General features: G+C 70.0%; 18 protein-coding genes. 8 read left to right on the top strand and 10 right to left on the bottom strand.

Going from position 1 to position 24,737, the window contains the following annotated elements; translation table 11 throughout:
* Nucleotides 1-104: 104 nt before the first annotated feature.
* The 5 genes from WMF29_RS42620 to WMF29_RS42640 form a co-directional block, all read right to left on the bottom strand.
* Complete coding sequence (locus WMF29_RS42620; RefSeq protein WP_272102055.1) at nt 105-1,148, bottom strand: glycosyltransferase family 2 protein; 1,044 nt, start codon at nt 1,146-1,148, stop codon at nt 105-107.
* A 267-nt stretch (nt 1,149-1,415) separates the two neighbouring features.
* Entirely contained in the window at nt 1,416-1,793 is a 378-nt protein-coding gene (locus WMF29_RS42625) for a hypothetical protein (RefSeq protein WP_437325777.1), read from the bottom strand.
* 148 nt (nt 1,794-1,941) lie between these two features.
* Nucleotides 1,942-2,250: an NADH-quinone oxidoreductase subunit NuoK gene (gene nuoK, locus WMF29_RS42630; RefSeq protein WP_272102053.1), complete on the bottom strand. Its 309-nt coding sequence runs from the start codon at nt 2,248-2,250 to the stop codon at nt 1,942-1,944.
* 3 nt (nt 2,251-2,253) lie between these two features.
* A complete protein-coding gene (locus tag WMF29_RS42635; RefSeq protein ID WP_437325778.1) occupies nt 2,254-2,769 on the bottom strand; it encodes an NADH-quinone oxidoreductase subunit J family protein in 516 nt (171 codons plus the stop codon).
* Between the two features lie 106 nt (nt 2,770-2,875).
* Nucleotides 2,876-3,547, bottom strand: a complete 672-nt coding sequence (locus WMF29_RS42640; RefSeq protein ID WP_437325779.1) for a NuoI/complex I 23 kDa subunit family protein — start codon at nt 3,545-3,547, stop codon at nt 2,876-2,878.
* A gap of 297 nt (nt 3,548-3,844) precedes the next feature.
* On the opposite strand from WMF29_RS42640, the gene dapA reads away from it, so the two are divergent.
* From dapA to glyS, 4 genes are all read left to right on the top strand, one after another.
* The gene (dapA, locus tag WMF29_RS42645; RefSeq protein WP_437325780.1) at nt 3,845-4,750 is read left to right on the top strand and encodes a 4-hydroxy-tetrahydrodipicolinate synthase; all 906 of its coding nucleotides are present in this window, start codon (nt 3,845-3,847) and stop codon (nt 4,748-4,750) included.
* Between the two features lie 71 nt (nt 4,751-4,821).
* A complete protein-coding gene (gene dapB, locus WMF29_RS42650) occupies nt 4,822-5,619 on the top strand; it encodes a 4-hydroxy-tetrahydrodipicolinate reductase (protein WP_437331227.1) in 798 nt (265 codons plus the stop codon).
* Nucleotides 5,620-5,724: 105 nt separating this feature from the next.
* Nucleotides 5,725-8,001 carry a hypothetical protein gene (locus WMF29_RS42655; RefSeq protein ID WP_437325781.1) on the top strand — a complete coding sequence of 759 codons (2,277 nt, stop codon included), beginning with the start codon at nt 5,725-5,727 and terminating at the stop codon, nt 7,999-8,001.
* Between the two features lie 153 nt (nt 8,002-8,154).
* The gene (gene glyS, locus WMF29_RS42660; RefSeq protein WP_437325782.1) at nt 8,155-10,254 is read left to right on the top strand and encodes a glycine--tRNA ligase subunit beta; all 2,100 of its coding nucleotides are present in this window, start codon (nt 8,155-8,157) and stop codon (nt 10,252-10,254) included.
* Nucleotides 10,255-10,456: 202 nt separating this feature from the next.
* Here the strand turns inward: glyS and WMF29_RS42665 are convergent, their stop codons facing one another.
* From WMF29_RS42665 to WMF29_RS42680, 4 genes are all read right to left on the bottom strand, one after another.
* Complete coding sequence (locus tag WMF29_RS42665) at nt 10,457-11,086, bottom strand: hypothetical protein (protein ID WP_437325783.1); 630 nt, start codon at nt 11,084-11,086, stop codon at nt 10,457-10,459.
* Between the two features lie 203 nt (nt 11,087-11,289).
* A complete protein-coding gene (locus WMF29_RS42670) occupies nt 11,290-15,777 on the bottom strand; it encodes an SIR2 family protein (protein ID WP_437325784.1) in 4,488 nt (1,495 codons plus the stop codon).
* 233 nt (nt 15,778-16,010) lie between these two features.
* Nucleotides 16,011-16,478, bottom strand: coding sequence for a hypothetical protein (locus tag WMF29_RS42675; protein ID WP_437325785.1), 468 nt, complete (start codon nt 16,476-16,478; stop codon nt 16,011-16,013).
* Between the two features lie 233 nt (nt 16,479-16,711).
* Nucleotides 16,712-16,903 carry a M48 family metalloprotease gene (locus WMF29_RS42680; protein WP_437325786.1) on the bottom strand — a complete coding sequence of 64 codons (192 nt, stop codon included), beginning with the start codon at nt 16,901-16,903 and terminating at the stop codon, nt 16,712-16,714.
* Between the two features lie 152 nt (nt 16,904-17,055).
* Here WMF29_RS42680 and WMF29_RS42685 point away from each other — a divergent pair, with 152 nt between their 5' ends.
* Both WMF29_RS42685 and WMF29_RS42690 read left to right on the top strand, forming a co-directional pair.
* Nucleotides 17,056-20,205, top strand: coding sequence for a hypothetical protein (locus WMF29_RS42685; protein ID WP_437325787.1), 3,150 nt, complete (start codon nt 17,056-17,058; stop codon nt 20,203-20,205).
* A gap of 437 nt (nt 20,206-20,642) precedes the next feature.
* A complete protein-coding gene (locus WMF29_RS42690; RefSeq protein WP_437325788.1) occupies nt 20,643-22,475 on the top strand; it encodes a TolB family protein in 1,833 nt (610 codons plus the stop codon).
* Nucleotides 22,476-22,517: 42 nt separating this feature from the next.
* On the opposite strand, the gene WMF29_RS42695 is transcribed toward WMF29_RS42690, so the two are convergent.
* Complete coding sequence (locus WMF29_RS42695; RefSeq protein ID WP_437325789.1) at nt 22,518-23,402, bottom strand: zinc metalloprotease HtpX; 885 nt, start codon at nt 23,400-23,402, stop codon at nt 22,518-22,520.
* A 354-nt stretch (nt 23,403-23,756) separates the two neighbouring features.
* On the opposite strand from WMF29_RS42695, the gene WMF29_RS42700 reads away from it, so the two are divergent.
* Nucleotides 23,757-24,035, top strand: a complete 279-nt coding sequence (locus tag WMF29_RS42700) for a hypothetical protein (RefSeq protein WP_437325790.1) — start codon at nt 23,757-23,759, stop codon at nt 24,033-24,035.
* Nucleotides 24,032-24,691 (top strand): nucleotidyl transferase AbiEii/AbiGii toxin family protein, encoded by a 660-nt coding sequence (locus tag WMF29_RS42705; RefSeq protein ID WP_437325791.1) that lies wholly within the window; start codon nt 24,032-24,034, stop codon nt 24,689-24,691. The genes WMF29_RS42700 and WMF29_RS42705 overlap by 4 nt, the downstream gene beginning before the upstream one ends.
* Nucleotides 24,692-24,737 lie beyond the last annotated feature (46 nt).

Here is a 24,737-nt window from a genome sequence, read left to right on the forward strand (position 1 = left end):
CGAGCTCGCCCCCGACGAGCGCCACGAGATCGCGACCACGGCAGCTGGCCAGTCGATGCTTCCCGGAGCCGGAGCAGGAGATCCGATGTTCTCCGGCATGGCCCTCACCTCGCGATCGCTCGCGCCTGCCGCACCTGCTGGTTGCGCCAAGGCTTCGCGCCCGTGGTCCGGATGCCCTCCAGCCCGAGGGCCGACTCCCGCCCCGCGAGCTCGGTCTCGATCCGGCGCACGCGCATCAGCACCTCCTCGACGAGGCGGCGGTTCGTCGCGATGAGCTCCGCGAGCAACGCCACGGCCACCAGGATGCACGCCATCACGACGGCGCCCGTGCCGACGATGAGCGACTGGATATAACCGCTGTGGTCCGGATTCCGCAGGTAGAAGTAGAGGAACCGGACGCCGAGCGCGACGCCGAACACGAGCAGGACCGTCGCGACCCAGCCCACGAGCTGCACGGGGCGGTACATCGCATAAGCCCGGAACATGACAGGACCGGCCCGGCGCAGGTAGTCGGGGATCGAACGAAAGAGCCGCGACTCGCGCGTCTTCGGGTTGGTCGTGATCTTCACGTTCTCCACGGCGAGGCCGCGGCGGCCTGCCTGGATCACGGTCTCCAGCGTGTAGGTAAAGCGGTTGTGCACGAAGAGCTGCAGCGCGGCCTTCCGGCTCACCGCGCGGAAGCCGCTCGGCGAGTCGGCCACCTCCGTGGCGGACAGGCGCCGGATGAGCCGCGAGCCCCACCGCTGCAAGACCTTCTTGAGCGGCGAGAACTCCTCGATCCTGTCTGTCTGCCGGTCGCCGATCACCAGGTCGGCCCGCCCGTCGAGGATGGGAGCGATGAGCTTCGGGATCTCCGCGCCGCGATACTGGTTGTCTGCGTCGGTGTTCACGATGATATCGGCGCCGAGCCGCAGGCACGCGTCGATGCCGGCCATGAACCCGGCGGCGAGGCCTCGATTCCTCGCGAAGCGGACGATGTGGTGGATCCCGAGCTGCTCGGCGAGCGAGCTCGTCCCGTCCGTGCTGCCGTCGTCAATGACGAGGACCTCGATCTCGTCCACGCCGTCGATCGACCGCGGCAGGTCCGCGAATGTCTGCGCGAGCGTGTCGCGCTCGTTCAAGCAAGGGATTTGGATGATGAGCTTCACGGGCGATTTCGCGGCGCAGCGTAGCACGACGTGCGTCGAGAAATTCACGTCGGAGCGCAGCGAGCTCCCCCGCGACGCGGGGCTCCGCGCGGGCCGGAACGCCGCCCCGCTCGCGCTGAGCGCCGGGCGGCCAGCAGAAACCTGTCCACACCGCTCCGCCGGTACCCTGGGGCACCGTGCATCGCGGAACATCACGGAACATCACGGAACATCACGGAGACGATGGCCCGCAGCCCTGCGCCGGGCCAGCGGGACCATCGCTCCGCTCTAGTTGAGCAACTTCTTCGAGAGGTGCTTGACCGCCTCCTGCGCCGCGTTTCGCAGCGCGACCTCGACCGCCTTCGAGGACGTGTCGCCTCGCACGAGGATGGCGCAATTGTCCCCTTCAGCCTCGAACGATGCGAGCGGTAGCTCTGTCGCCGCTGCGGCGGCGCGGATCGGCACCTGCACAGCAAGCGAACCGACCTCGAGCTCCACGAACCCCACCAGCTCCGACTTGGATAGGTTCTGCATGCCTTCGAACGTGGGTCGCCCGCTGGGCCTTAGCAAGGTCAGGTTTTTCCTGCTTGAGCTCCACGTGAAGAAGCAGGGCGCGGGCGCGTCGAGCGCATCTCCTGGTCGGCGATCGGCGTAGGCGATCGGCATCGGCGCGCGGCGTGGGCGTGGCGCGCGCGGGCGCGCGACGCGGCGGCCGCCGGTCCGAACGTCGCGCCCGTCGCGCCCATCCCGCGCGTCACGCGGGTCACGCGCGTCACGCCGACCGCGCGCTTCCGCACGGATGACCGCTCTCGCGTCAGTTCTTCAGGGATGTCAGCTGGTCGGCCATGATGCTTCGGTGGTTGCGGTAGACCTGAAGCACGATGGCCAGCGCGATCGCCGCCTCGCTCGCCGCGAGGACGATGATGAAGACCGTGAACACCTGGCCAGCCACGCCGCCGGCGACGAAGTGGTCGAACGCGATGAAGTTGAGCGCGGCGGCGTTGAGGATGAGCTCGACGCCGAGGAGGATTCCCACCGCGTTTTTCCGCGTCATGACGGTGAACAGCCCGAGTCCGAAGAGCACCGCGGCGACGCTGAGGTAATGGATGAGACCGACCTCCATCGCCTACTCCCTCTCCCAGGCGCGCCTGACGGCTCGACGCGCGAGCACGACAGCGCCGATCATCGCGGCGAGCAGCACGACCGAGCCGAGCTCGAACGGGAGCAGGTACTCACCGAGGAACGCGTGCCCGAGCTTGGCGGTGGACGGCATCGGCGGCTTGGCCTCGGCGGGCCAAGGGGTCTGGGCCGCCACCCTGCCGAGCAGGAGAAGCACGGCCGTGACCAGGCCGAACGCCACGGCCGGCCCGCCGCGCGGGTTCGAGATCTTCATCTCCGCGATGCGGCTCGTGAGCATCACGGCGAAGAGGATGAGCACGAGCGTGCCGCCGACGTAGACGAGCACCTGCGTCGCCGCGATGAAGTCGGCCGAGAGCGTGACGTACAGCCCGGCGATGCCCAGGAACGTGCCGAGCAGGGCCAGCGCGGAGTGGATGATGTTCCTGGAGAACGCCACGAGCCCGGCCGAGCCGAGCGTCAGCGCGGCAAGCCCTAGGAAGACGAGTGCGCTCAGGGGGGGCATGGGGTGAGGGTCGCGACGTTAGACCGCTGCCCACCGCCCATCAAGGGCGACCCCTGGGCGTCGCTCGCGGCGCGCTCCTGCGCCCTTCTGCGCGCCGCGCCCTGGCTCAGGCGCCCGCTCCAGCCCCCGCTCCAGCCCCCCCTTCGGCCCCCCCGCCCGCGGGCTCCGCGCCCTCGGCGCCCTGCTGCTTGCCGCGCTCTTTGCGCCAGATGGCGCGCAGCTCCTCCAGCGCGGCCGGGTTGTCGCGCATGGCGCGCTCGCGGGCCTCCCGGGCGTGCGGCCCGTACTCGCCGACGGGCACCTCGCCGAGGTCCTTCGGCGCCTTGTACAGCGGCACGAGGCCCTCCGGGATGAACCGGAACGTGAGGTGGTCGAGCGTCGGCGCCGCCCCCTCGAACTCGCGGGTGTGGCGGATCGCGCCGGTCGACTCCGTCTTGCACGCCTCGACGCAGAGGCCGCAGTACATGCACTTGCCCATGTCGATGTCGAAGCGGCTCATCGCCTGCTTCTTCGTCGCCGGGTCCTTCTCCAGATCGATGGCGATGCACTCGATGGGGCACGCGCGCTCGCAGCGCTTGCAGCCGGTGCAGATGTCCATCTGCACCTCGAGGAAGCCGCGGTACCGCGGGGGGAGCATCTCGCTGACGGGGCGGTCCGTCTTGTCGGGGTACTGGACGGTGATGGGCTCCCGGAACAGATGGGAGAACGTGACCGCCATCCCCTCCAGGATGGTATTGGCCGCGCTGGAGATGCTCTTGATGTACTGGGCGAGATCCATGGCCGGTGCCTCTCAGGGACCTGACGCGCTCGGGCAAATCCCCCGAAGGAGCGAGGCGCTACACCGCGGACGATAGCAGACGCGGACCTGCCCTGGAGCGTCCGGCCCGCTCCCCGCAAGCCCCGGGGGTTCCCGCCAGCCCGCGCCGTACAGGCCGAGCGGGCTCCCGGCAGCCCGCCCCCAAGGCCGCGTCCGTTCGGCGTCGCCCCGCGCGGGAACCAGCGGAGAGCGGGGAGTCCGCGGCGAACCTGTCCTCTCCTGTTGACGCGCACCCGGGGTGGCGATCATGGTCGTCTGATGTCGCAGCTCCCCTTGTCGGGAACATTCACCGCCCTCGTCACGCCATTCACGCCCGATGGTGAAGCCGTCGACTTCGACGCGCTGGACGCGCTCGTCGAGGCGCAGATCGCGGGCGGCGTCAGCGGGCTCGTGCCGTGCGGGACCACGGGCGAGTCGCCGACCCTCAGCGAATCCGAGACGACCGCGGTCATCCGGCGCGTCGTCGAGGCCGCGCGCGGCCGCGTGCCGGTGATCGCGGGGACGGGCTCGTTCTCGACGAAGAAGACGATCGATGCCTCGCGCGCCGCGCTCGCCGCCGGCGCGGCGGGCGTGATGATCGTGATGCCGTACTACAGCAAGCCCTCGCAGGACGGGCTCCGCGAGCACACGCTGGCCGTGGCCAGGGCCGTCCCTGCGCCGATCGTGCTCTACAACATCCCGGGGCGGACGGTGGTCGACCTCTCCGCCGAGACGACCGAGCGCATCTGCGCCGCCGCGCCGAACGTCGTCGCCATCAAGGACGCCTCGGGCAACGTGTTCCGCTGCCAGGAGCTCGTGCGGCGCCTCGGCGACCGGCTCACGATCCTGAGCGGCGACGACGCGCTGACGCTCGCGATGATGGCGCTCGGCGCGCAGGGTGTCATCAGCGTCACGTCGAACGTGCTGCCGCGCGAGACCAGCGCGGTGACCCGGCGGTTCCTGGCCGGCGACCTGGCGGGCGCGCGCGCAGCCCACCTCGCGCTCCTCGAGCTGCATGGGCTCCTTTTCGTCGAGCCGAACCCGGCCCCCGCGAAGGCCGCGCTCGCCGCCCTGGGCCGCATGAGCGCCGCCGTCCGGCTGCCCCTCGTGCCGGCCGGAGAGGCGACCCGGCAGCAGATCGCCGAGGCGATGAGGCGGCTCGAGGCGAGGCGCGAGGCGTCGTGAAATCGAACGGAGATCATCGAGGTGTGCCGATGAGCGCGCTCCTGGGGGCCGCCCAGGGAGACGACGCCCGGCTGCTGAAGGTCGCGATCCACGGCGCGAGCGGCAAGATGGGGCAAGCCATCGTCCGGCTCGCGGCGAACGAGCGAGCCCAGGTCGTGGGCGCGATCGTGTCGCGCGGCTCCTCCCGCATCGGCCGCGACGTCGGCGAGCTCGCGGGGACAGGCAACATCGGCGTCGCGATGAGCGACGACACCAGCGCCGGGCTGCTCGGCGCGGACGTGGTCATCGACTTCTCGCGGCCCGAGGCGCTCCCCCGTCTCCTGCACCTCGCGATGCGGGCCAAGGTCGCCGTGGTCAGCGGCACGACGCGCCTCGACGGCACGTGCGAGCGGTTGCTCGACGAGACGGCGCAGCACGTCCCGGTCCTCTGGTCGCCGAACACGAGCATCGGCATCCACGTGCTCGCGGAGATCGCGGCGAGCGCGGCGCGGCGGCTCGGGCCCGGCTACGACGTCGAGATCGTGGAGGTGCACCACCGCGCCAAGGTGGACGCGCCGAGCGGCACGGCCGTGCGGCTCGCCGACGCCGTGCGCGCGGCCCGCGAGCCGACCGCGAAGCTCACCGACGTGCACGGCCGCGAGGGCAACGTCGGCCCGCGAAAGGCGGACGAGCTCGGGATCTTCGCCGTGCGCGGCGGCGACGTCATCGGCGACCACACGGTCCACCTGCTCGGCCCCGGCGAGCGCATCGAGCTCACGCACCGCGCGACCAGCCGTGATCTCTTCGCGCGCGGGGCGCTGCGCGCGGCGTGGCACCTGCACGGGAAGCCGCCCGGCCGATACACGATGGCCGACGTGATCGGCGGCTGACGGCGGCGCTCCAGGGCCAGACGCGGGCGATCCGCGATCCGGCGTGCCGCGGGAGAGCCACAATGTGGTCAGCGGCGGTTCGCCGCACTACGCTGCGGCGCTCGTATGGAGACGCTCGCTGCGAGGATCGCACGCGCCGGTCCGCTGCCGGACAGGGACGCGGTCGGCTGGGTCGTCCGCCTGGCGAAGCGCGTCGAGAGCCTGCACGCGCGCGGGACGGTGCACGGCCGCCTGTCGGCCGCGTGCGTGGTCATGGAGGGCGAGCCGTGCACGTCGACGGGGTGGCTCTCGGACCCGCTCGCCACGCCCGCCTTCGTGGGTTACCGCTCGCCGGAGCGGGCCGCGGGCGAGGGGCCGTCACGCCGGGACGACACGTGGGCGCTCGCGGTCACCCTGTACACGGCGCTCTCGGGAGCGCTCCCGTTCCCTGCCGAGAGCGACCAGGAGCTCCGCCGCAAGCAAGGCGCCGGCGCCGCGCCGCGGATAACGCCGCCCGGCGCGGCGGGCGACGCGCTGTGGCGCGTGCTGGACCAGGCGCTCGCGCGCAGCGCTGAGCAGCGGATCACCGAGGTCGCGGCGCTCCGTCGCGCGCTGGAGGCGGCGCGGCCGGGCGACGGCCTGGAGGAGCTGCCGCCGCTCGATGAGCACGCGCTCGCGGCGCCGGCGAGGACCATTCCAGCGCCGCGCCCGTCGAGCAGCGGGGTGCGGGGGACGTCGAGCTCGCAGCCGCCCCGCAAGAGCGCGCCGCCGCGCGAGGGCACAGGCTCGCAGCCGCCCCGCAAGAGCGCGCCGCCGCGCGAGGGCACAGGCTCGCAGCCGCCCCGCAAGAGCGCGCCGCCGCATGGCCACTCGAGCTCGCAGCCGCCGCCCATCGCGAGCGCCTCGGCCCGCCGGACGCCGTTGCCCCTCCACGGGCTCGCGAGCCTGGGCCTCCGGTCGACGACCGGCGCGCCGACCACCCCGCCGCCGGAAGCGCCAGACCGTCCCTCGAAGGCGCAGACCGCGCTGCCTGCCGCATCGCCGCGGCTCGCCGGCGCAAGGACGGAGGACGGCGCGCGTGCGGGCGCAGTGGCTGCGCCGACCGCGCAGGTGCAGCCACCGCCTGTCGTGCCTGCGGCGACAGCGCAACCGCCCGTCGCCCCCGCTGTGACGGCGCAACCGCCCGTCGCCCCCGCTGTGACGGCGCAGCTGCCCTTTGCGCCCGTAGCGACGGCGCAACCGCCCTTCTCGCCCACCGCGGTGCCCCTCTTCGACGCGGATGCCCCGGCGAGCCCGCGAGCGATCGACGATCTCCCCTGGCTCGGCGAAGACGACAGGCACGAGCCGTCGCACCCCTTCCCGATGGCGCCCGGCGGCGCCGCAACGCGCGTCGGCGCGCCCGAGCTCGGCGCACCGACGCCCCACGTCCCGGCCGTCGATCTGCTCTGGCTCGGCGAAGACGACACGCACGAGCCGTCGCACCCCTTCCCGATGGCGCCCGGCGGCGTCGCCGCGCGCGGCGGCGCGTCCGGGCTCGGCGCGCCGCCGCGCGCGGCGATGCCGCCGCTTCGCGCGCCGGCGCCGGCGCCGGCGCCCGGGGCGAGCCGCGAGACGCCGTCCGCGGCGCGCCGGTGGGTGACGCTGGCCCTGGGGGTCGTGGCCATCGCGGGCGCGGCGGGAGCAGCCTGGTTCTGGCTTCGACACCGCGACGCCGCGCCGCCGTCCCTCCCGGCGCCGCCGTCCGGCTCGGACGCTGCGCCCGCCGCGTGCGCCGCCCCCGCAGAGCCGAGCGCCCCGGCGCCCGGTGACGCGGGCACCGAGGAAACAGGTGCGGCGGCGCCAGCGGACGCAGGCACCGCGAGCACAGCGCCGGATCCTGCGGCCACGGCGGACTTCGCCGCGTGCGCGATGCCCCTCTTTCCCGGCAAGAGCGTCGACGCCGCCACCGCGGGCCAGCTGTTGTCCGTGTGCGCCGAGATCGACCCGATGAAGGGCGTCGCGGCGCTCAAGAGCCACCTCGCCCAGGCAGCTGGGCCCAAGGGCGTCTCGGACGCCACGAAGGAATGGGCCGTTCTCGGCTGGCACGACATGGCGACCCTGGCCACCCTGCGCGCCCGCTGCTGCCACGCCCCGCCCCCCCTCCAGCTGCCCCCCACGCCCGAGGGCTGCGCCCCGCTCGACGAGGCGCTGAACGAGCTCGGCGCGGCCGTCGCGTCGGCGTCTGCTCCGGGCGATCGGACGGTCGCGAAGGCGGCACGGCGGTACATGCGCGCAGCCCAGTGCGTCGCCCGGGTCGGCGCGGCGACCCGTTACGGGCGCAAGGACAAGCCGAACGGAGGCGAGGCGAGCGCCTTCAAGAAGGTGCTCTCGCGCGCGCTCCGGAGCGCGGCACAGGCGCGCTGAGCCGCGCGAACGTCACGTCGCCCGTGGCGCACGCCGGTCGTGCGCGCCGCGCCACGGCGTGACGTGGCGGACGGCGCGGCCGGCTGAACAGCGCGGCTCGATCGCTCGACCACCTCGCCGAACGAGCGGTTCTGGGGTAGCGTCCGCGGTCCCATGTCCAACGAAGCGAGCGATCTCCTGCTCGAAATCGGCGTCGAGGAGCTCCCCTCGTCGTTTGTCGAGGCCGCGCTCCGCGCGCTCCCGGATCTCGCAACGAAGCGCCTCGCGGAGCTCAGGCTCCGCCACGGCGCGGTGCGCGCGCTCGGCACCCCGCGTCGGCTCGCGCTGCTCGTCTCCGGGGTCGCGGCGCGCCAGCCGGACCTCGAGGAGGAGGTCACCGGCCCGCCGGTCAAGGCGGCCTTCAAGGACGGCGCGCCCACGAAGGCGGCCGAGGCGTTCGCGCAGAAGCTCGGCTGTGCCGTCGCGGATCTGCGCCGCGTCGAGGGGCCGAAGGGCGAGTACCTCGCGGGGACCCGCCGCGAGGCCGGCAAGCCCGCGGCCGAGCTCCTCCCCGAGGTCCTGACGTCGCTCGTCGCGGCCATCCCCTTCCGCAAGTCGATGCGCTGGGGGCAGGGAGATTTCGCGTTCGGCCGCCCCATCCAGTGGCTGGTCGCGCTCTCCGGCGGCGAGGTCATCCCCGTCGAGATCGCCGGCATCCGCAGCGGGCGCACGAGCCGCGGCCACCGCTTCCTCGCGCCGGGCGAGATCGCGATCGGCGCCGCGAAGGACTACGTGGAGGCGATGCGCGCGGCGCACGTGCTCGTCGACCCCGAGGCGCGCGCGAAGCTCATGCGCGAGCGCCTGCTCGCCGCGGCGCGGGACGCGGGCGGGGCGCTGATCGAGGACGACTTCCTGATCGGCGAGAACCTCTCCCTCGTGGAGGAGCCGCACGTCATCGTCGGCAGCTTCGAGGAGCGGTTCCTCGAGCTGCCGGAGCGGGTGATCCTCGAGGTCGCGCGCGGTCACCAGCGCTACTTCGGCGTCCGCGACGCGAAGACCGGGGCGCTGCTCCCGAGGTACCTGGCGGTCGTGAACACCGCGGAGGCGCCCGAGAAGATCAAGCGCGGCAACGACAACACGATGCGCTCGCGCCTGTCGGACGCGCAGTTCTTCTACCGGGAGGACGTCAAGATCCCGCTCGCGAACCGCCGCGAGAAGCTCGGCGGGATCGTGTTCCAGAAGCGGCTCGGCAGCGTGCTGGCGAAGGCCGAGCGCGTCGAGCGGCTCGCCCGCGAGCTCGGCCTGCTCCTGATGCTGCCCGAGCAGACGCTGGTGGCGGCGGCCTCGGGGGCGCACCTCGCGAAGTGCGATCTCGTCGCGCTGATGGTGGGCGAGTTCCCCGAGCTCCAGGGCGAGATGGGGCGGGCGTACGCGCTCGCCCAGGGGGTCAGCCCGGAGGTGGCCGACGTCGTACGCGATCACTACCTGCCCAAGGGCGCCGCGGACGCGACGGCGCCGACGCACGCCGGCGCGCTGGTCGCGATGGCCGATCGGCTCGACACGCTGGTCGGCTGCTTCGCGATCGGGCTCGTCCCCACGAGCACCGCCGACCCGTACGGGCTGCGCCGCGCGTGCCTCGGCGTGCTGCGCACGCTCCTGGATCGCGATCTCGACCTGCGCCTCGGCGCCGCGTTCGGCGCCGCCTACGACGGCTACGCCGGGGTGGAGCTCAACGTCTCGCGCGAGGAGCTCGCGACCCGCCTCGGCGAGTTCTTCTCCGAGCGGCTGCGGGGCCTGCTCTCCGACCGGCTCCCGCAGGACGCGGTCCTCGCGTGCCTGCGCGTCGCCGCCGATCGCCCGCTCGATCTCAGGGCCCGCGTGCGCGCGATCGACGCGCTGAGCCCGGAGGTGCGCGCGCGGGTGGGCGAGGTCTTCAAGCGGGCCACGAACATCGCCGACAAGGCGCCTGCCGGCGAGCCGGTGGCGCCGTTCGGACAGGACGTGCACCCGAGCGAGACAGCGCTCTTCGCGGGGTACCTCAAGCTGCGCGAGCAGATCGCGTCGGACGTCCGGAGCGGCTCGTACGACGCCGCGTTCAGGGCGGTGGCGGACTTCGCCCCGCTCTTGCACCAGTACTTCATCGACGTGTTCGTGATGACCGACGACGCGGCCGTGCGGGACAACCGGCTGCGGCTGATGCGCGCCCTGTCGGAGACCTGCGGGAGCCTGGCCAGGCTGGAGCTCCTCGGCGAGGCGCCGCGCGCGGCGTCGTAGCGGAGCCTGTTTTCCCTTCGCGACTCCTGTTGCGCCCATTGCGAGCTTCGCTGAGCTCGCCACGGGCGCAGCCTCGAGCCTGGGGCCGGGGCGCACGTCTTGGATCGACGTCCCTGCTGGCTCGACCGCAGACGGCTCCCCCTGGTGCTGCCGTCCCCGGCGCCGGATCCCGGGAGCGCCGGCACGACGCTTCGGACGGCGCCTAGGCAGGGCGTTGTGCGGCTTCCGGGAAACCGGATCCGGTTACGGCGAGGCTGCGGGCTGCTTCCGGGAAACCGGATCCGGTTACGGCGAGGCTGCGGGCTGCTTCCGGGAAACCGGATCCGGTTGCGGCGAGGCTGCGGGCTGCTTCCGGGAAACCGGATCCGGTTACGGCGAGGCTGCGGGCTGCTTCCGGGAAACCGGATCCGGTTACGGCGAGGCTGCTCGCCGCTTCCCAGAGACCGGATCCGGTTACGGCGAGGCTGCTCGCCGCTTCCCAGAGACCGGATCCGATTGCGGCGAGACTGCTCGCCGCTTCCGAGAGACCGGATCCGGTTGCGGCGAGGCTGATCGCCGCTTCCGAGAGACCGGATCCGGTCGCGGCGAGGCAGCTGGGCCTATCACGCCATCGCGGCATGGCCCAGGCGGCAGCGGCGGCCACAATGAGCGCACCGCGCGCGTCCTGCTCGGCCAGCTTCGCCCGCTCATAGGCATCCCGCTCCTCGGGCGAGAAGGTCGCCGTCCCGGCCACCTCAAGGGCATCACGAAACGGCTTCTCCGAGAGCGCCGGTGAAACCACGTTCAGGTTCTTCGCCTCACGGAAGGAATAAGCCCACTTGTCGATGCGCATCTCTGGATGTATCGCCGGCCGCATATTTGGCAGATCGAGGAAGGCATACTGCACCTACAGCAGCCCCCTCTCTCCGCCGTGCTGCTCCTGCATGCGGTCTTCCCATAGCGGCAGCGGCAGCGACGCGTTCGGGCCCGGTTGCTCGACGCTCGGCCGTGGCCAGCGCCGCCGAGTTCATCGGGCGAGGACGGTTCAGGTGGAGGTCAGGGCTTGGTCGCTCGGAGCGCGCGGAGGATGGCAGGGAGGTCGTCGTGGTTGTGGTAAGGCACGACCTGCACGTTGAGCTCGCGCTGCCAGCGATCTCGATCGTGCGGGTCGTTCATGAGCGCATAGTGCAGGCTGGTCGCCGATCCGAAAGCGCGGATGTTGAGCTCGAAGATGAGATCCAGGTCGAGTGGATCGTTGATGCCATAGCCAACGAGCAGGAACGTGTAGGTCTGGAGCAAGTAGCTCATCGTGCGCTGGTAGGGCTCGTCCCGGGCCGCTGCGTCGTACTCGCTCCGAGTCATCACGACGGTATCCTCGTCGTCGGCGGTGCCGTGGATCTTGTACAAAACCTTGCGCCCCTCGTTGATATCGGAGAGCACACCGTCGGACTTCTTCCACGTATAAGGCTGCCGCGCCGGCTCCGCCTTTTCGACGAGCTGGTCGTAGTTCGTGGTCACGAGGACGCCGAGACCCAACTCGACGAGCGCGCGGTGGACATCGCCGGGCGTCGCGTTCGGCGGACGGAAGATGGCATTGAGCGCTGCCTGATACCGGCGCGCACCACGGAGTGCGTCCTTGGGGAGGTCGAGCAGGCGGAGCATGCCCTCCAGCGAGAGATGGCCGCCCTTCAAGACCGTACGCAAGCCGTCAAGCTGCTGCGGCGCGAGCACCCCATGATTCTGCGCCTGCTCGAAGAGCCGCTCGGGCAGCTCGTTCCACCGCGGGAACTTACCCATGACGTCGCGGGCCATGGACAGGCCCGAGCCGAAGAGCACGGCGAGCTTGTTCTGCCGGTACGCTTCGACGAGGAGGGGCGGGAACGAGAAGCTGGGCGCGGCGGCAGTGGGCGGATGGTCGGGCATGGGCGTGCAGGGGGTGGGGCGGAGATCGATGATCTCGCGCGGAGCGCGGGAGGTCCAGGTTCCCTGAGCAGCGGCTTCCTTTGCACCGTGAATGGACCAGGTGAAGTCGCGGTCGGGGAAGGTCTTCTGGAGTTGCTCGAGCGCCGCGACGGCCTCGATGGTGCCTCGCGATCTCAGCTCGCTGAGAAGCGAATTTCGCAGCTCGGCCACCATATGACGCGGAGTGATTTCATGAATCTCACCCTGTCGATCTTGCGGATCGTTGTCGCTCGGGAAATACCGCTCGATCCAGACATAGATCGCCACGGCATCCGCGATCGACAGGCATTTACTCCAGGCGCTCGAGTGCCGGTCCTCGACCTCGCGGACGAACGTGAGAAACACCTCGTTACCGAAGGCGGGATCCATCTCGATAAGCGGACGAACGATGGGCCAGCCAACCTTGGGGTCAAAGGCCATGAGCGCATGGGCTGCCGCGTGGGCGCGAAGCCGTCCAGGACCACCCTCGGGAACCGGACCCATCAGGATCGACACCGCAGCGTCCATTGCTCCCTCGATTCGATGCAGGATCAGCTCATCCAGCAGCTCACCGAGGAATCGAGGATGTAGATCCGGACGCTGTGCGTAGTCGAGCAAGAAGCGCCCGAGGTCCGCGTCCCAGCACGCTGCCATCTGGTAAAGCCGGAATGGATAACGGTGCTTGCGATGGTCCTCATCGAGCAGAACACGAAGCGTATCCCGCACGCGCGCAGGCTCGGCCCGATACGCGCGTGACACGATCCGTTGGCTCTGTGCGTCCGCGTTAAGCGCAAAGGCCACAGCGATCGCGCTCCAGTTCGCCCAGACGGCGACTGCCTGCTCGTCGAGCCATGCGGGATCGAACGCGTCGATCAGGCAGATGTATCGGTAACCAGCGGCAGCAGGGTGATACAAAACCTCTTTACCAAGCCACTTGCCGGAGTGCTCGTTGGCACGCAAGAGGTATTCGCGACCAACACCGAGAATGCGATTCCGCACCTCTTCGTCAGCGCGTTGCCAGCCGGGAAATTTCGTAATGTCCTCCTCATACAAGTCACCATGCGACTTACCCTCAGGATCTACCGCAAGCAACAACTGCAGTTTCCAGCCAGCGTCGGCATCCCCCTCTCCGAACCGTCGCAAACAATACTGGACACGCCTGCCTATACGCGAAAATTTCCGGGGCACAAGCGGCTTCACCCGAAAACGACCACGAGACTTGCGCTCCTGACGGTATTGGCGTCGCATCCACCGGGACAAGGCCGACCCGAGTTCAACCTCCTTGATGAGCCATGGCATTGCCTGGCGAAGCTCGCTGAGCTCATCCAATGCTTCGAGGATAGGGTCTGCGATCTCGAAAGTCCAATTCAAGCATGCAATTTGGCTCAAGACAGCAGCCCAATGCTCGCGTTCTGCGGATGTCGCCCCAGCGCGGAGCTGCTCGATGGCCCAGGGCACGTCCTGCGGGAGGACAAATCGGTGATGGACGAGCGAACATGTATCGTATGGCCCCCAGGGCAACAAGGCAACCATCGCGGTTGCGAGCAGGCGTCGCCGGCCATCGTCCCGCGCTGGATCGGGAGTCTCCTCGCCGCGGTGGCCGCGACTCTCGAAGATGCCGTCATGGACCGCTAGACGGCGAACCACGGCCTGAGCGAGCAAGGCTCTCACCTCGGCGTTTTCAAGCCGCTCCCATGCCATCTGCAGAATCTTGTCGAGCAAGTCGGCGAACCACAACGGTACATCACGGCGTGCGGGCAACCGGAGGGTCCAACGGAGCGCTTCCGGCAGAGCCGCAGGACGCAGTGTCTCGATCAGTCTGTCCAGGAAATGCCCGTAAGATCCGCCGTGAATCCGCGTTCGCGATGGTGTCAGGCTAGCGAACAGCTCGACGGCGGTGATGTCATCAGGCCAAAGAGCCAGCAGCACATATCCCTTCAGCTCGCCTTCCGGGTCCCTTTCACACTCGCCGCGAAGAAGTGGCAAGAGCCTTCGCTTGGTTTCCCGAGAGCCGATGCGCACAAGCGCGCTCGCGGCCGACGAACGGATCTCGTTGTCTTCACTGGCATCGAGTACCACATTCGCCACCAAGTCTTGGAGCACCACCACCTTGCATGCATCCAACAAGTCCAGAGCCGCCCGCCGAGCCATGATGTAGCGGTCGCGCCCAATGATGTAAGGACGCAACTGTTCGGCGAGCCCGGGGTGGTTGAGACGCGCCAGAAGCTCATTCCGGTGGAGCATGGTCATGACCGACACCTCTCGCCGATCGATCTTCTCCAGCAGAGCTCCAACCAACGCCTCACGCTCCGCGTTCCCCTCCATCGCGGAATCGCTTCCGAGCAGCGGTTCGGGGTCCGCGACGAGCATGTGCTGGAAGAACTCCCTATTCATGCTTGCCAGCCACGCCACCGTCTCGCGCAGCGCTGGAACCACGCGGCCCATGCCCAAATTCAATACCTCTCGCGCGAGGTGGGCCGTTGATAGCCCTCTCTCAAGCAAGAACCGGGCTGCCAGGAACTCGGCATATGTCTGGTGAGCCCACCCGATCTGGTTGCTGCCGCGCGGCGTGAATAAGCCGCTGACGTTGAGCACCTCTTCGAGTGCATCGGTGTCAACCGTCACCTGTCCGAACGCGCTCGGCTCGGTGGCGCCAGCAAGATCTCCGAGCGTGACGGCCTCTAGCGGCACCGTTCCCAGATCCATGCCCGTGTACACGATGCTGCGACGTCCCAGGACGCACACCGCCGCAATCCGGGAGGCGATCGCCAGGCGCTCCGGGCCGCGCAGCTTCCCGGTACGGCGTGCTCCGTGGCGCGATCGGCTCGACTCTTCGCAGAGGATCCTGCACCCCTCCTCATACAGGTCCAAACGCGTGCGCGGCAGCTTCCCGCAACGCCGGTACTCCTTCAGCAGGAACCCCAGCGTTACCGGCCTGCTCGCCAGCGAGCCGGCGTCCACCCGCGCGACCTCGTCGAGGAACCCGGCCGCGTCCTTCCCTGCAGCCAGCGCGATGTCGCTCTGCCGCAGCGGCGCGAGGGCACGGAAGGTCGCCTGCGGTTCCTCTCCCTTCGGCTTCCACAGGAGCCGGAGCTGCTCGTCGAGCACGGCGGGCCATTCCGCCGTGCGGCACGCGATCCGCAACCGCAAGGAGTCGACCGGCCCGCGCCGGATCCGGTCGATGAGCTGCGAAGCGACGTCATACGTCCCCTGCGGGTGCTCGTCGAGGCTGTCGAGGACAAGCGTGAGCGGCGCTCGACCGGCCAGCCACAGCTTGAACGCGTCTGTAACGAAGATCTGCTCGTTCAGGTCGGGGTTCCAGCGACAGTCGGCATCGAGCAACGTCGCAGAGCTATTCCCACGAAGGCCGGCCACGTATGCGCGAACCGCGTACGATTTCCCGCTCCCCGGTTCCCCGAGCAACGCGACGCACGGCTGGTTCTCGAGCTGCTCCAGCGTCCGTGCCTGCGGGTTGATGTCCCCCCCGTACAGCCCCTCGGGATCGGCCAGGTACCCGCGGCCATCGAGCACAGGCGCCGTATGGCGCGGGATCCAGAACCGCGTCCACGGAAGAACGTCGATTTCGCCGAGCACCCCTGCCATCACCCGCCTTCGGACGCGTTCACTCGTCCTCGCCAATGTCGACGAAGGGTTCGTCGTCGAGGAGCGTCCGACGCGCAAGCAACACACCCGAACGATACGCTGAACGTGCGACGCGTGGAAGCGAGCCGTATCGCGAGCGCTACGTCGCGCACGGCGCGGACTCGATGGCCTGAAGCGCCAAGGCCGGCAGCAGCATGCCGCCGGCGCGCGCCACATCTCCCGCCCTGTGCGCTCTACGCGGCCTGCGCCCTGGCCGGGTGCTTCGTGCCCTTCTCGCGGTTCTCGCGCTTCTTCCCCAGCCCGAGCTGCTCCGCGATCACCTTGCGCGCCTCGCGCGCGAGCTTTCGGACCTGCTTCGCCTCTTCCTGGGTGATGACGCCGTCCTTGGCTGCCTTGGCGACCGCCGCCCGCACCTTGGCCTGCACGTCGTCGAGCGCCTTCCGGACCTCGACGCGGCGCGCGGCCGGGACGCCGCGCTTCTCCATCTTGGCCTCGACCTTCGCGCGCTGGTTCGCGATCTTCTCGTCGACCCGCTTGCTGAACTTGGCGGCGTCCTGCGGGAACTGATGCCGGCCCTTGCCGCGGCGATGATGCGCCGCCTCTGTCGGGGTTCCCTCGGCAGCGGCGGCGGCCGGGGCGGCGACCGCGGCGAGGGCGGCGACCGCGGCGAACATCGATGCGATGCGAGCGAGCTTGTTCATGATCTTGCCTCTCGAGCTGACGCAATGCGGTAGCAGTGAATGGGCTACGAAGCGAGCCGCGGTGCTCCGGGGCGTGCGCTCGGCCGGTCTGACGTCGGCCGCGTTGCTGCTATTCCTTCTTCGCCGTGCGTTGCGCACGCATCCCACGCGTCACCTGGGGATCGGCGCGCGGCTCCGCACTCGCCGGGGCAGGAGCAGCGCCGGAGCACGTGTCGAGAGGGCAGCGCCCACCGTCAGGCGATCGCTCTTGCCTCCTCGTCCGACTGCCCGCCTAACATCCCGGCGAAGCTCACAGCGTGGGCCACCCACGTGCTGCCCGAGGCGAACGCCGCTGCGATCGTCGATACCAGGATGTCGCGGTTCTTGATGTGCGCGATCTCGTGCGCCAGCACGCCGCGCAGCTCACGCTCGCTCAGGAGCTGCATGATGGGCGCGTGGGTACGTTGTTGAACCAGCGTCGCTCTTCCAGGGGGATCACATCCACAATCTTCTGTCATCGGAAGCGAGCCTGGCGATTCGCCCTTGTCATTTCCAAATCGTTTCGCCTCGCCTTTTCCCTGCGGTACCGTTCGCCCCCATGCCGGGATCTCAGCCCTATCCGTTCGCGTTCTTCGGGGCAGCGCCGAGCGACTGGTTCGATCTCGAAGGGGACCTGTTCTCCTATGAGCTCTGCTTCGTGGCGCCCCCGGACGCGGCCGCGCGGCGCGCCGCCGGCGAGGCGTGGGAGCGGGCGCTCGACGCGCGCGCGGTGGAGCATTGCGAGCCCTTCCAGTGGGCCGATCGCTGGGCGCTCGTGCGGGTACGGCCGGCCGGGTGGAGCAAGGCCTGCGTCGCCGACATGGCGCGCGCGGTCCAGCGGGCCCTCACCGCGGTGCACGGCGCGCACCCGATCGAGGTGGCCTCCCTGGCCGAGGCGATCGAGGCCGACAGCGACTGGGACGCCTGGTCCGCCGAGCAACGACCCGAGCCCCCGACGGGCCCGAGGTGGCCTGTCGAGCTGCCCCGCTTCGGCGGAGGCCAGCGCTTCGAGGCCGCGTGCTCGGTGGATCCGGCGGTCGAAGCCGCGCGCGAGGCGGCGCGCGCCGCGCCTCCCGAGGAGGAGCGCGCGGCGGGCGACGACGACGACACGGACGACACAGACGAGGCGGAGACCAGCGACGGCGACGACGACGACGACGACAAGCCCAGGGTCATCTCCGGCGGGCTCCGGCTGGAGCGCGTGCCGGGCTACACGGCGCCCGAGCCCTCCGACGAGCAACTGAAGCTCTTCGGGCGGAGCAGCGAGTGGCTGATCGCGCCGAACGGCCTCGTCTTCGGTGTCTCCAAGCCGAAGCGAAAGCCGCCCGTCGCCGCGTGGATCGAGGGCGGCGAGCTCCGCACCGCTCAGGGCGATCCGCTCGCCACCACGCACGGCATATCCCTCGCCGCGCGCGACGACGGCGGCGCGGCGCTGATCGGGGAGGACTCGGAGGCCGTATGGGAGGTCGTGTTTGCGGCGGGCTCCGTGCGACGCCTCCTGGAGCACGGCGAGCCCTTCTCCGACGTCGCCTACGGCCCGGACGACCGGGTGCTGGTCGCGAGCGACACGATCGAGGTCTACCGCCGGGAGGGCTCGGGCGTCGCGCTCGAGGGGCGCTGGGACCTCGACAGCTACGGGATGCGCTCGGTCTTCGGCGGACGCCTGCTCCTCTTGAAGTGCTTCGACGACGAGGACGAGAGCGCCGACGGCGTAACCATCCTCGGCTACGACGGATCCACGGTGCGCCGGCTGGCGCGCGTGCGCATCGCGGTCGGCGAGATCGTGATCGAGGGCGCCCGCGTCGTCGTGATCGACGGCGACGACGGCTACGTGCTGCTCGGCCTGGAGGAGCTCGCCGCGCGCTTCGACGCGCAGCCGGAGTCCTTCCCCGAGCTGAAGAGGCACGAACCCGGCAACGAGGACGAAGACGAGAGCGCGTCCGGCGAGGGCGACGACGAGGGCGAGAGCTCGTCCGGCGAGGGCGACGAAGAAGAGGGCGCCCGGCCAGAGGTGCTGGAGGGCGCGCTCCGCGTGGAGCCGCGGCGGTCGCGCGAGGTGCCCCCGGAGCCCGAGATCGAGCGCGCGCAGCGCGAGCTGTTCGGGTCGACCTCCTGCATCGCGGTGGCGCCCGGCGGCCGCGTCTACGGCATCGCGAAGCTCCGGCGCAAGCCGGTGACGGCCGCCTGGATCGAGGGCGGTGAGCTGAAGCGCGCCGAGGGCGAGGCGCTGCCCAGCCCCCACGGCTACATCGCGGCGCGGGAGGACGGCGGCGCCGTGCTGTACGGGTTCGACTACAAGCTGGTCGCCGAGCTCTCCTTCGCGGACGGCAAGCTGCGCCGCCTCTTCGAGCACGAGGCGTCGATCTCCGACATCGCCTATGGCCCGGAGGACCGCGTCATCCTCTCCACGGGCGAGTCGCTCGACGTCTACCGCCGCGAGGGAGAGGGCGCCGTCCTCGAGCAGCGCTGGGGCGTGGGCGGTTACGGCCTGACCCCCGCCCTCGGCGGCCGGCTGCTCCTCGTCAAGAGCTACGAGGGCGAGGACTCCGAGGACGGGTTGACCATCGTCGGCTTCGACGGGAGCAAGCTGCGCCGCGTGAGCCGCGTGAAGGCCTCCGTGGGTGAGGTCCGGATCGCCGAGGGCCGGGCCTTCATGGATCACATCGGCGACACCTACGAGCTGCTCGGCCTCGACACGCTGCTCGAGCGGCTCGCCACGAACCCCGACGCGTTCCCCGAGGTCGCCGTGTACACGCCGTCCGAGGAGAGCGACGACGACGACGAGGCGCCCGAGTCGGGCCCGAAGAGGGCGCCCGAGGAGTACGCCATCGAGCCCGCCCCGGGCCGCGTCGGCCTGCGTTACCTGGGCAAGCAGCGCCCGCTGCCGGAGGACGAGGAGGACATCCCGAAGGACGCGCGCGCGCGTTTCGGAGCGGGCGCGCGGGAGATCGAGCGCTACCGCCCCGCCGACGTGTACATCGGGTGGAAGAAGGAAGCCCGGCGCTCCTTCGTCTTCGCCGTGCTGAAGGACGGGGAGCTCATCGAGACCGCGGTGAAGGCGAGCTCCCCCTCGTCGACGGGCCTTGTGAACGCGGATCGGAGCGCCGCGCTCGTGGCGACCGACGGCGACGCCAAGCTCTGGTGGGTCGACCTCCCGCACGGAAAGCCGGTCCTCGTGCACGATTTCGGCAAGGAGGACAGCGAGGACGAGGTCTACACGCTCGAGGCGCTCGCCTCCGGGCGGGTGGTCGTGGGCACCTCGTCGGAGACCTGGATCTTCTCGGTCAGCGGCGGCGCGTCCAGGCTGGAGGCGCGCGGCGACCTGGATCTCCGCGTCGTGGAGAGCGCCGCGGGCGGCCGTGTGGCCGTGCTGGAGGTCTCCGAAGGCAAGCCCATCCGGGTCTGGGGCGTCTACGACGACGGCGTCCGCACGCTCGCCGAGCTCGAGCCGGAGCCCCTCAGCTTCGAGCCGAGCGCTGACGGCAAGTTCTTCTTCGAGGCCGTGAATCGCCTTGGCTGGTATGAGCTCGTCAACCTCGAGGACGCCTGGGAGGCCGGGCGCCGTGACACCTCCGGCGAGCACTACCCGCGCGTGGCGCTCGCGCCGAAGCCCCCCGAGCAGGACGAGGACGACGAGGACGGCGCTGGCGACGACGAGGACGGCGAGGACAGCGACAGCGACGACGAAGACCCGCCGTCTGGCGAGTGAAGGCGGTCCCCTTGATGCGTGGGTGAGCGGTCGAGCTAGCGTCGCTCTTCCAACGGCTCCGTGATTGGCAAAGTTGGGCTAACGAGCAAACCGGTAATATGATTCACAGCCGGTGAGTTGACGCTCGGCGCTCGCTTTACTCGCGTGCAATGCCCGATGTAGCCTGCCGGAATGGGGGTCTCTCTGATCCCCGTGGGAGGGCGCCGATGCGGTTCTCGCTGTTTCCGGTCTTGCTCACGTTCTGTATGGGGGGCTGCTCGTGCGGGAGCGACACCGAGGCGGAGGGGATGCCCACGGGCAGCACAGGTGTCGTTCCAGGCAGCACAGGCGGTGCAGATGGCGGAGGTAGCGCAGGTAGCACAGGCAGCGCAGGTGGCGGACACGTAACGTGCGTCCCAGGGCTGCAGTCCATCGCTCTGTCGCCTGACGACTCCACGGTGGAGATCGATGGCCACTCCGCTGCACCGATCACGTTCACGGCCACCGGGGCGCTCTCCGACGGCACCACGAGGGCGCTCGAGCCGGGGGCGCTCCTCTGGTCAGCGACGCGCGGCGACGACACGCCTCCGGGGACGATCGCGGGCGGTGTTCTGGAGCCTTTCGCCTCAGCGGGCGGCACGGTGCGAGTCACTGCGAGCGATGGATGCGTGACGGGAGAGACGACCGTCGTGCTCCACCTGAGCACGGTCCTCGGCACGCCGAGCGATCAAGGCGCCTGGGCGGGGACCCCGGTCACGGGCGCTCCTGCGCCAAGCATCGTTTACCCGAGCGATCAAACGCGCTTTCCGCGGAACGTCTACCGCACGCTGTTCCAGTGGCGGAGCCAGGGGTTCACGGAGTTCCGGCTCGTATTCACGGGCGCGAGCTCCACGGTCACCGTCTTCACGGACGGCGCGCACGGCCTCTGCGAGCAGGCCAACCCCGCCGCCGGGTGCTGGGAGGTGGACGAGACGACATGGAACTACATCGCTGGCTCCAATGCCGGCGGGACCGCGACATGGACGGTCGACGCGCTCGATACCTCGACGACGCCAGCCACCGTGCGCCGCTCCGCCGCCATCGAGATAGGCTTCTCCAGGCAGGACGTGAAAGGCGCGATCTTCTATTGGTCGACGACCTCTGCCGGAGTGCGGCGGGGGAAGATCTCTCGCCAGACTCCGGAGGACTACATCGTGGGCAAGCCCCCGACGACGTACTCCGACGGCGACAAGGTCAAGTGCGTCGCATGCCACGTGGTCTCGCGCGACGGCAAGTACATGGCAGCCCCGGTGTCCGCCAACTCCGGGAACAGCCTGTGGATCCTCGCGGTGACGCCGGACGCGCCGCCCGACCCGCTCGTCAAGAGCGTGAAGGACACGGACGGCCACGTCTTTGCGACGATCTCGCCCGACGACGCGCGGGTCGTCGCCGCGTCGAAGGGAGCCATGTGGATGGTCGAGCGGGAGACCGGCGCCTATGTCAACGATCTCCCGACCGGCGCGCTGAAGGGGACGCATCCGGACTGGTCCCCCCTCGGGACGGAGGTCGTCTTCGCCACGGGCGACGGCGATGCTCCCGGCGGCTCATCGCTCGCGCGTATTCCGTACAGCAACGGCGTCTGGGGGCAGGCATCGGTCCTGCTCGCGCCGCCCGCCAAGAAGAGCGACCTCTTCCCGAGCTTCTCTCCGGACGCGGCATGGATCGCGTTCTCGCGGGGGAAGGGCGGCCACGGCGACGACACGGCCCAGCTCATGGTCCTCAGCGCGAGCGGCGGCCAGCCGGTGGAGCTCCTCAACGCGAACCGCGTCACATCGAACCGGATGACCGACGGGCAGTATCAGAACAGCCAGCCTACCTGGGCGCCGCCAGGCGATCTCAACTGGATCGCGTTCAACACGAAGCGGGAGTACGGCGTCGTGCGCCCCGAGGGGACCCAGCAGATCTGGGTGGCCGCCATCGACGTCCAGAAGGCTGCTGCGGGCCAGGACCCGAGCTACCCGGCGTTCCGCGTGCCGTTCCAGGGTCTCGACGAGAACAACCACCGCGCCTACTGGACCCTCGACATCAACGAGGACAGCGGCGGCGCGGGCGGGAGCGGCGGCACAGGCGGTGCGGGGACGGGGGGCGCGGGGGCGGGGGGCGCGGGGGGAAACCCGACTGAGCCCGTATGCTCGGAGATCCTTGACGTTGATGATCTCTGCGATCCCGTGAACGATTGTTGCCAGACCGGCTCTTACTGCGACACGTCCGATGATGGCGTGACGTACACCTGCATCGCAGCGATCAGGTAGTCGCGCTGCCGCGCATGGGCGCCGAGAGGGCAGCGCCCGCCGTCAGGCCATCGCGCTCGAAAAGCCGCGCGCCGCCCGGCCGCTCGACGCCATCGAGAGCAGCCGGCTCACGCGCTCCTCGGTCGTCGGGTGCGTCGAGAACCACTTCAGCACCGAGCCAGCCCCGGCGAGCGGGTTGACGATGAAGAGGCTGGCCGTCGCCGGGCGCGCCGCCTCGGGGGGCACGAGCGCCACGCCGTGCTCCAGCTTGGACAGCGCGCTGGCGAGCGCCTCCGGGTCGCCGGACAGCTTCGCGCCGAGCTCGTCCGCCATGTACTCGCGCGACCGTGAGATGCCGAGCTGCACGAGGGTCGCCGCGATCGGCGCCACGATCGCGAGGGCCAGCCCGCCGAGCGGGCTCGCGCCCTCCTCGTCATCCGACGATCCGCCGAATATCCCGGCGAAGCTCACGGCGTGGGCCACCCACGTGATGCCCGAGGCGAACGCCGCCGCGATCGTCGACACCAGGATGTCGCGGTTCTTGATGTGCGCGATCTCGTGCGCCATCACGCCGCGCAGCTCACGCTCGCTCAGGAGCTGCATGATGCCCTCGGTCACCGCCACGACGCCGTGCTCCGGGTTGCGCCCCGTGGCGAAGGCGTTCGGCTGCGCGTCCGGGATGACATAGACGCGGGGCTTCGGGATCCCCGCCCGGCTCGAGAGCTCCTCCACCATCCGGTGCAGCCCCGGGGCCTCGATGGGCGAGACCTCGGCGGCCCGGTGCACCGCGAGCACGATGCGGTCGGACATGAAATACGCACCCAGGTTCATCGCGAGCGCGAGCACGCCGAACAAGACGAGGTACCCGGGCCCCAGCGCCCCGCCGATCGACACCAGGATTGCCGACATGACGCCGAGCAACAGGATCGTCTTGATCTGGTTCTTCATGAACTTCGTATCCTCCTCGAAGCGGAGCGCTGCAAAAGCCGCTCCCCGGAGATCGATGTGTCGCGCGCGTCGCATTGCAATACCGCGCGCCCCCCGATCAGCAGGTGGCGGGTCTGCTGGATTCCCCCTTGTGGATTCGCTGCCCTGGCGGACCCGACCCATTTCGCCCCAGCGACCTATTTCGCCCCTGCGGCGGGATGCTCTCGCGGCTCGCCTCAGCCTGCCAGATCGCCAGCAGCTGCACCGCGATCCCCGCCGCGGCGCGTCGTCACGCGCGAGCGCCGCGAGGTGCTCCTGCGGGCCCGAGTTGCGCGAACAGTGGCCCAAGCGCCTGGAAACGTGTAGCATTTCCTCGTGAGCACCGAGGCCGCGCTCCACGAGATTGCAGCCAGGTACGTGTGGTGGCAGCCCCCTGAGGTCACCCTCGCTCGCCGGCATCACTTCCTCTGCCAGGTGATGGCCCTCGGAACGGAGGAAGACGTGACGACCGTGCGGCGCACGATGGGCGATCCAGCGTTGCTGGACGCGCTGGAGCACGCACCTCCGGGCGTGATGGATCCGAAATCCTGGAACTTCTGGCATCTCTTCTTTGGCCGGCGCCCGCCGCCCCTGCCCGAGCGACCGCTGCCGTGACGCACCTTCTGCCGCGACTCGACATCCTTCCTCCCGCCCAGCGAGCCCTCTGGCCAGAGCTCGCTCACGTCCCCAAGCGCTTCGTTCTTTATGGTGGTACGGCCCTGGCATTGCGCCTCGGGCATCGTGAATCGATCGACTTTGATTTCTTCTCGCACGATCCGCTGGACCATCGCATGCTCGAGCGCGAGATCCCGTGGCTACGTGACAGCGATGCATTGCAGGAGGAAGCCAACGCGAGGACGGTGCTCGTGCGGCGTCCAGGCGGGAGCGTGAAGGTGTCGCTCTTCGGCGAGATCAAGTTCGGACGCGTGGGGGAGCCGACGCTGACGGAAGACGGTATCATCCGAGTGGCGTCCCTTCTGGACCTGGCGGGAACCAAGGTGAAGGCACTGCTCCAGCGCGTCGAGTCCAAGGACTATCTCGACGTCGCGGCGCTCATCAGCGCGGGTGTCGCGATCGAGCGAGTCCTGGGGTCAGCGCGCTCGCTCTTCGGCCCCGCGTTCAACCCGCTGATCGCACGGAAGACGCTCGCCTATTTCGAAGGCGGGGATCTCGCGAGCTTGTCGGAAGCCGTGAAGGGGCTGCTCATCGAGCACGCGACACGCGACGTAGAAGTGTTGCCGCTGCCCAAGCTGTCTGAGCGGCTTGATTGAGTGTGCTTGTTCCGTAGCCGAGCGATTGCGCCGCAGCCACCTCAAA

The organism is Sorangium sp. So ce381 (assembly GCF_051473845.1).
Classification (GTDB): domain Bacteria; phylum Myxococcota_A; class Polyangia; order Polyangiales; family Polyangiaceae; genus Sorangium; species Sorangium atrum.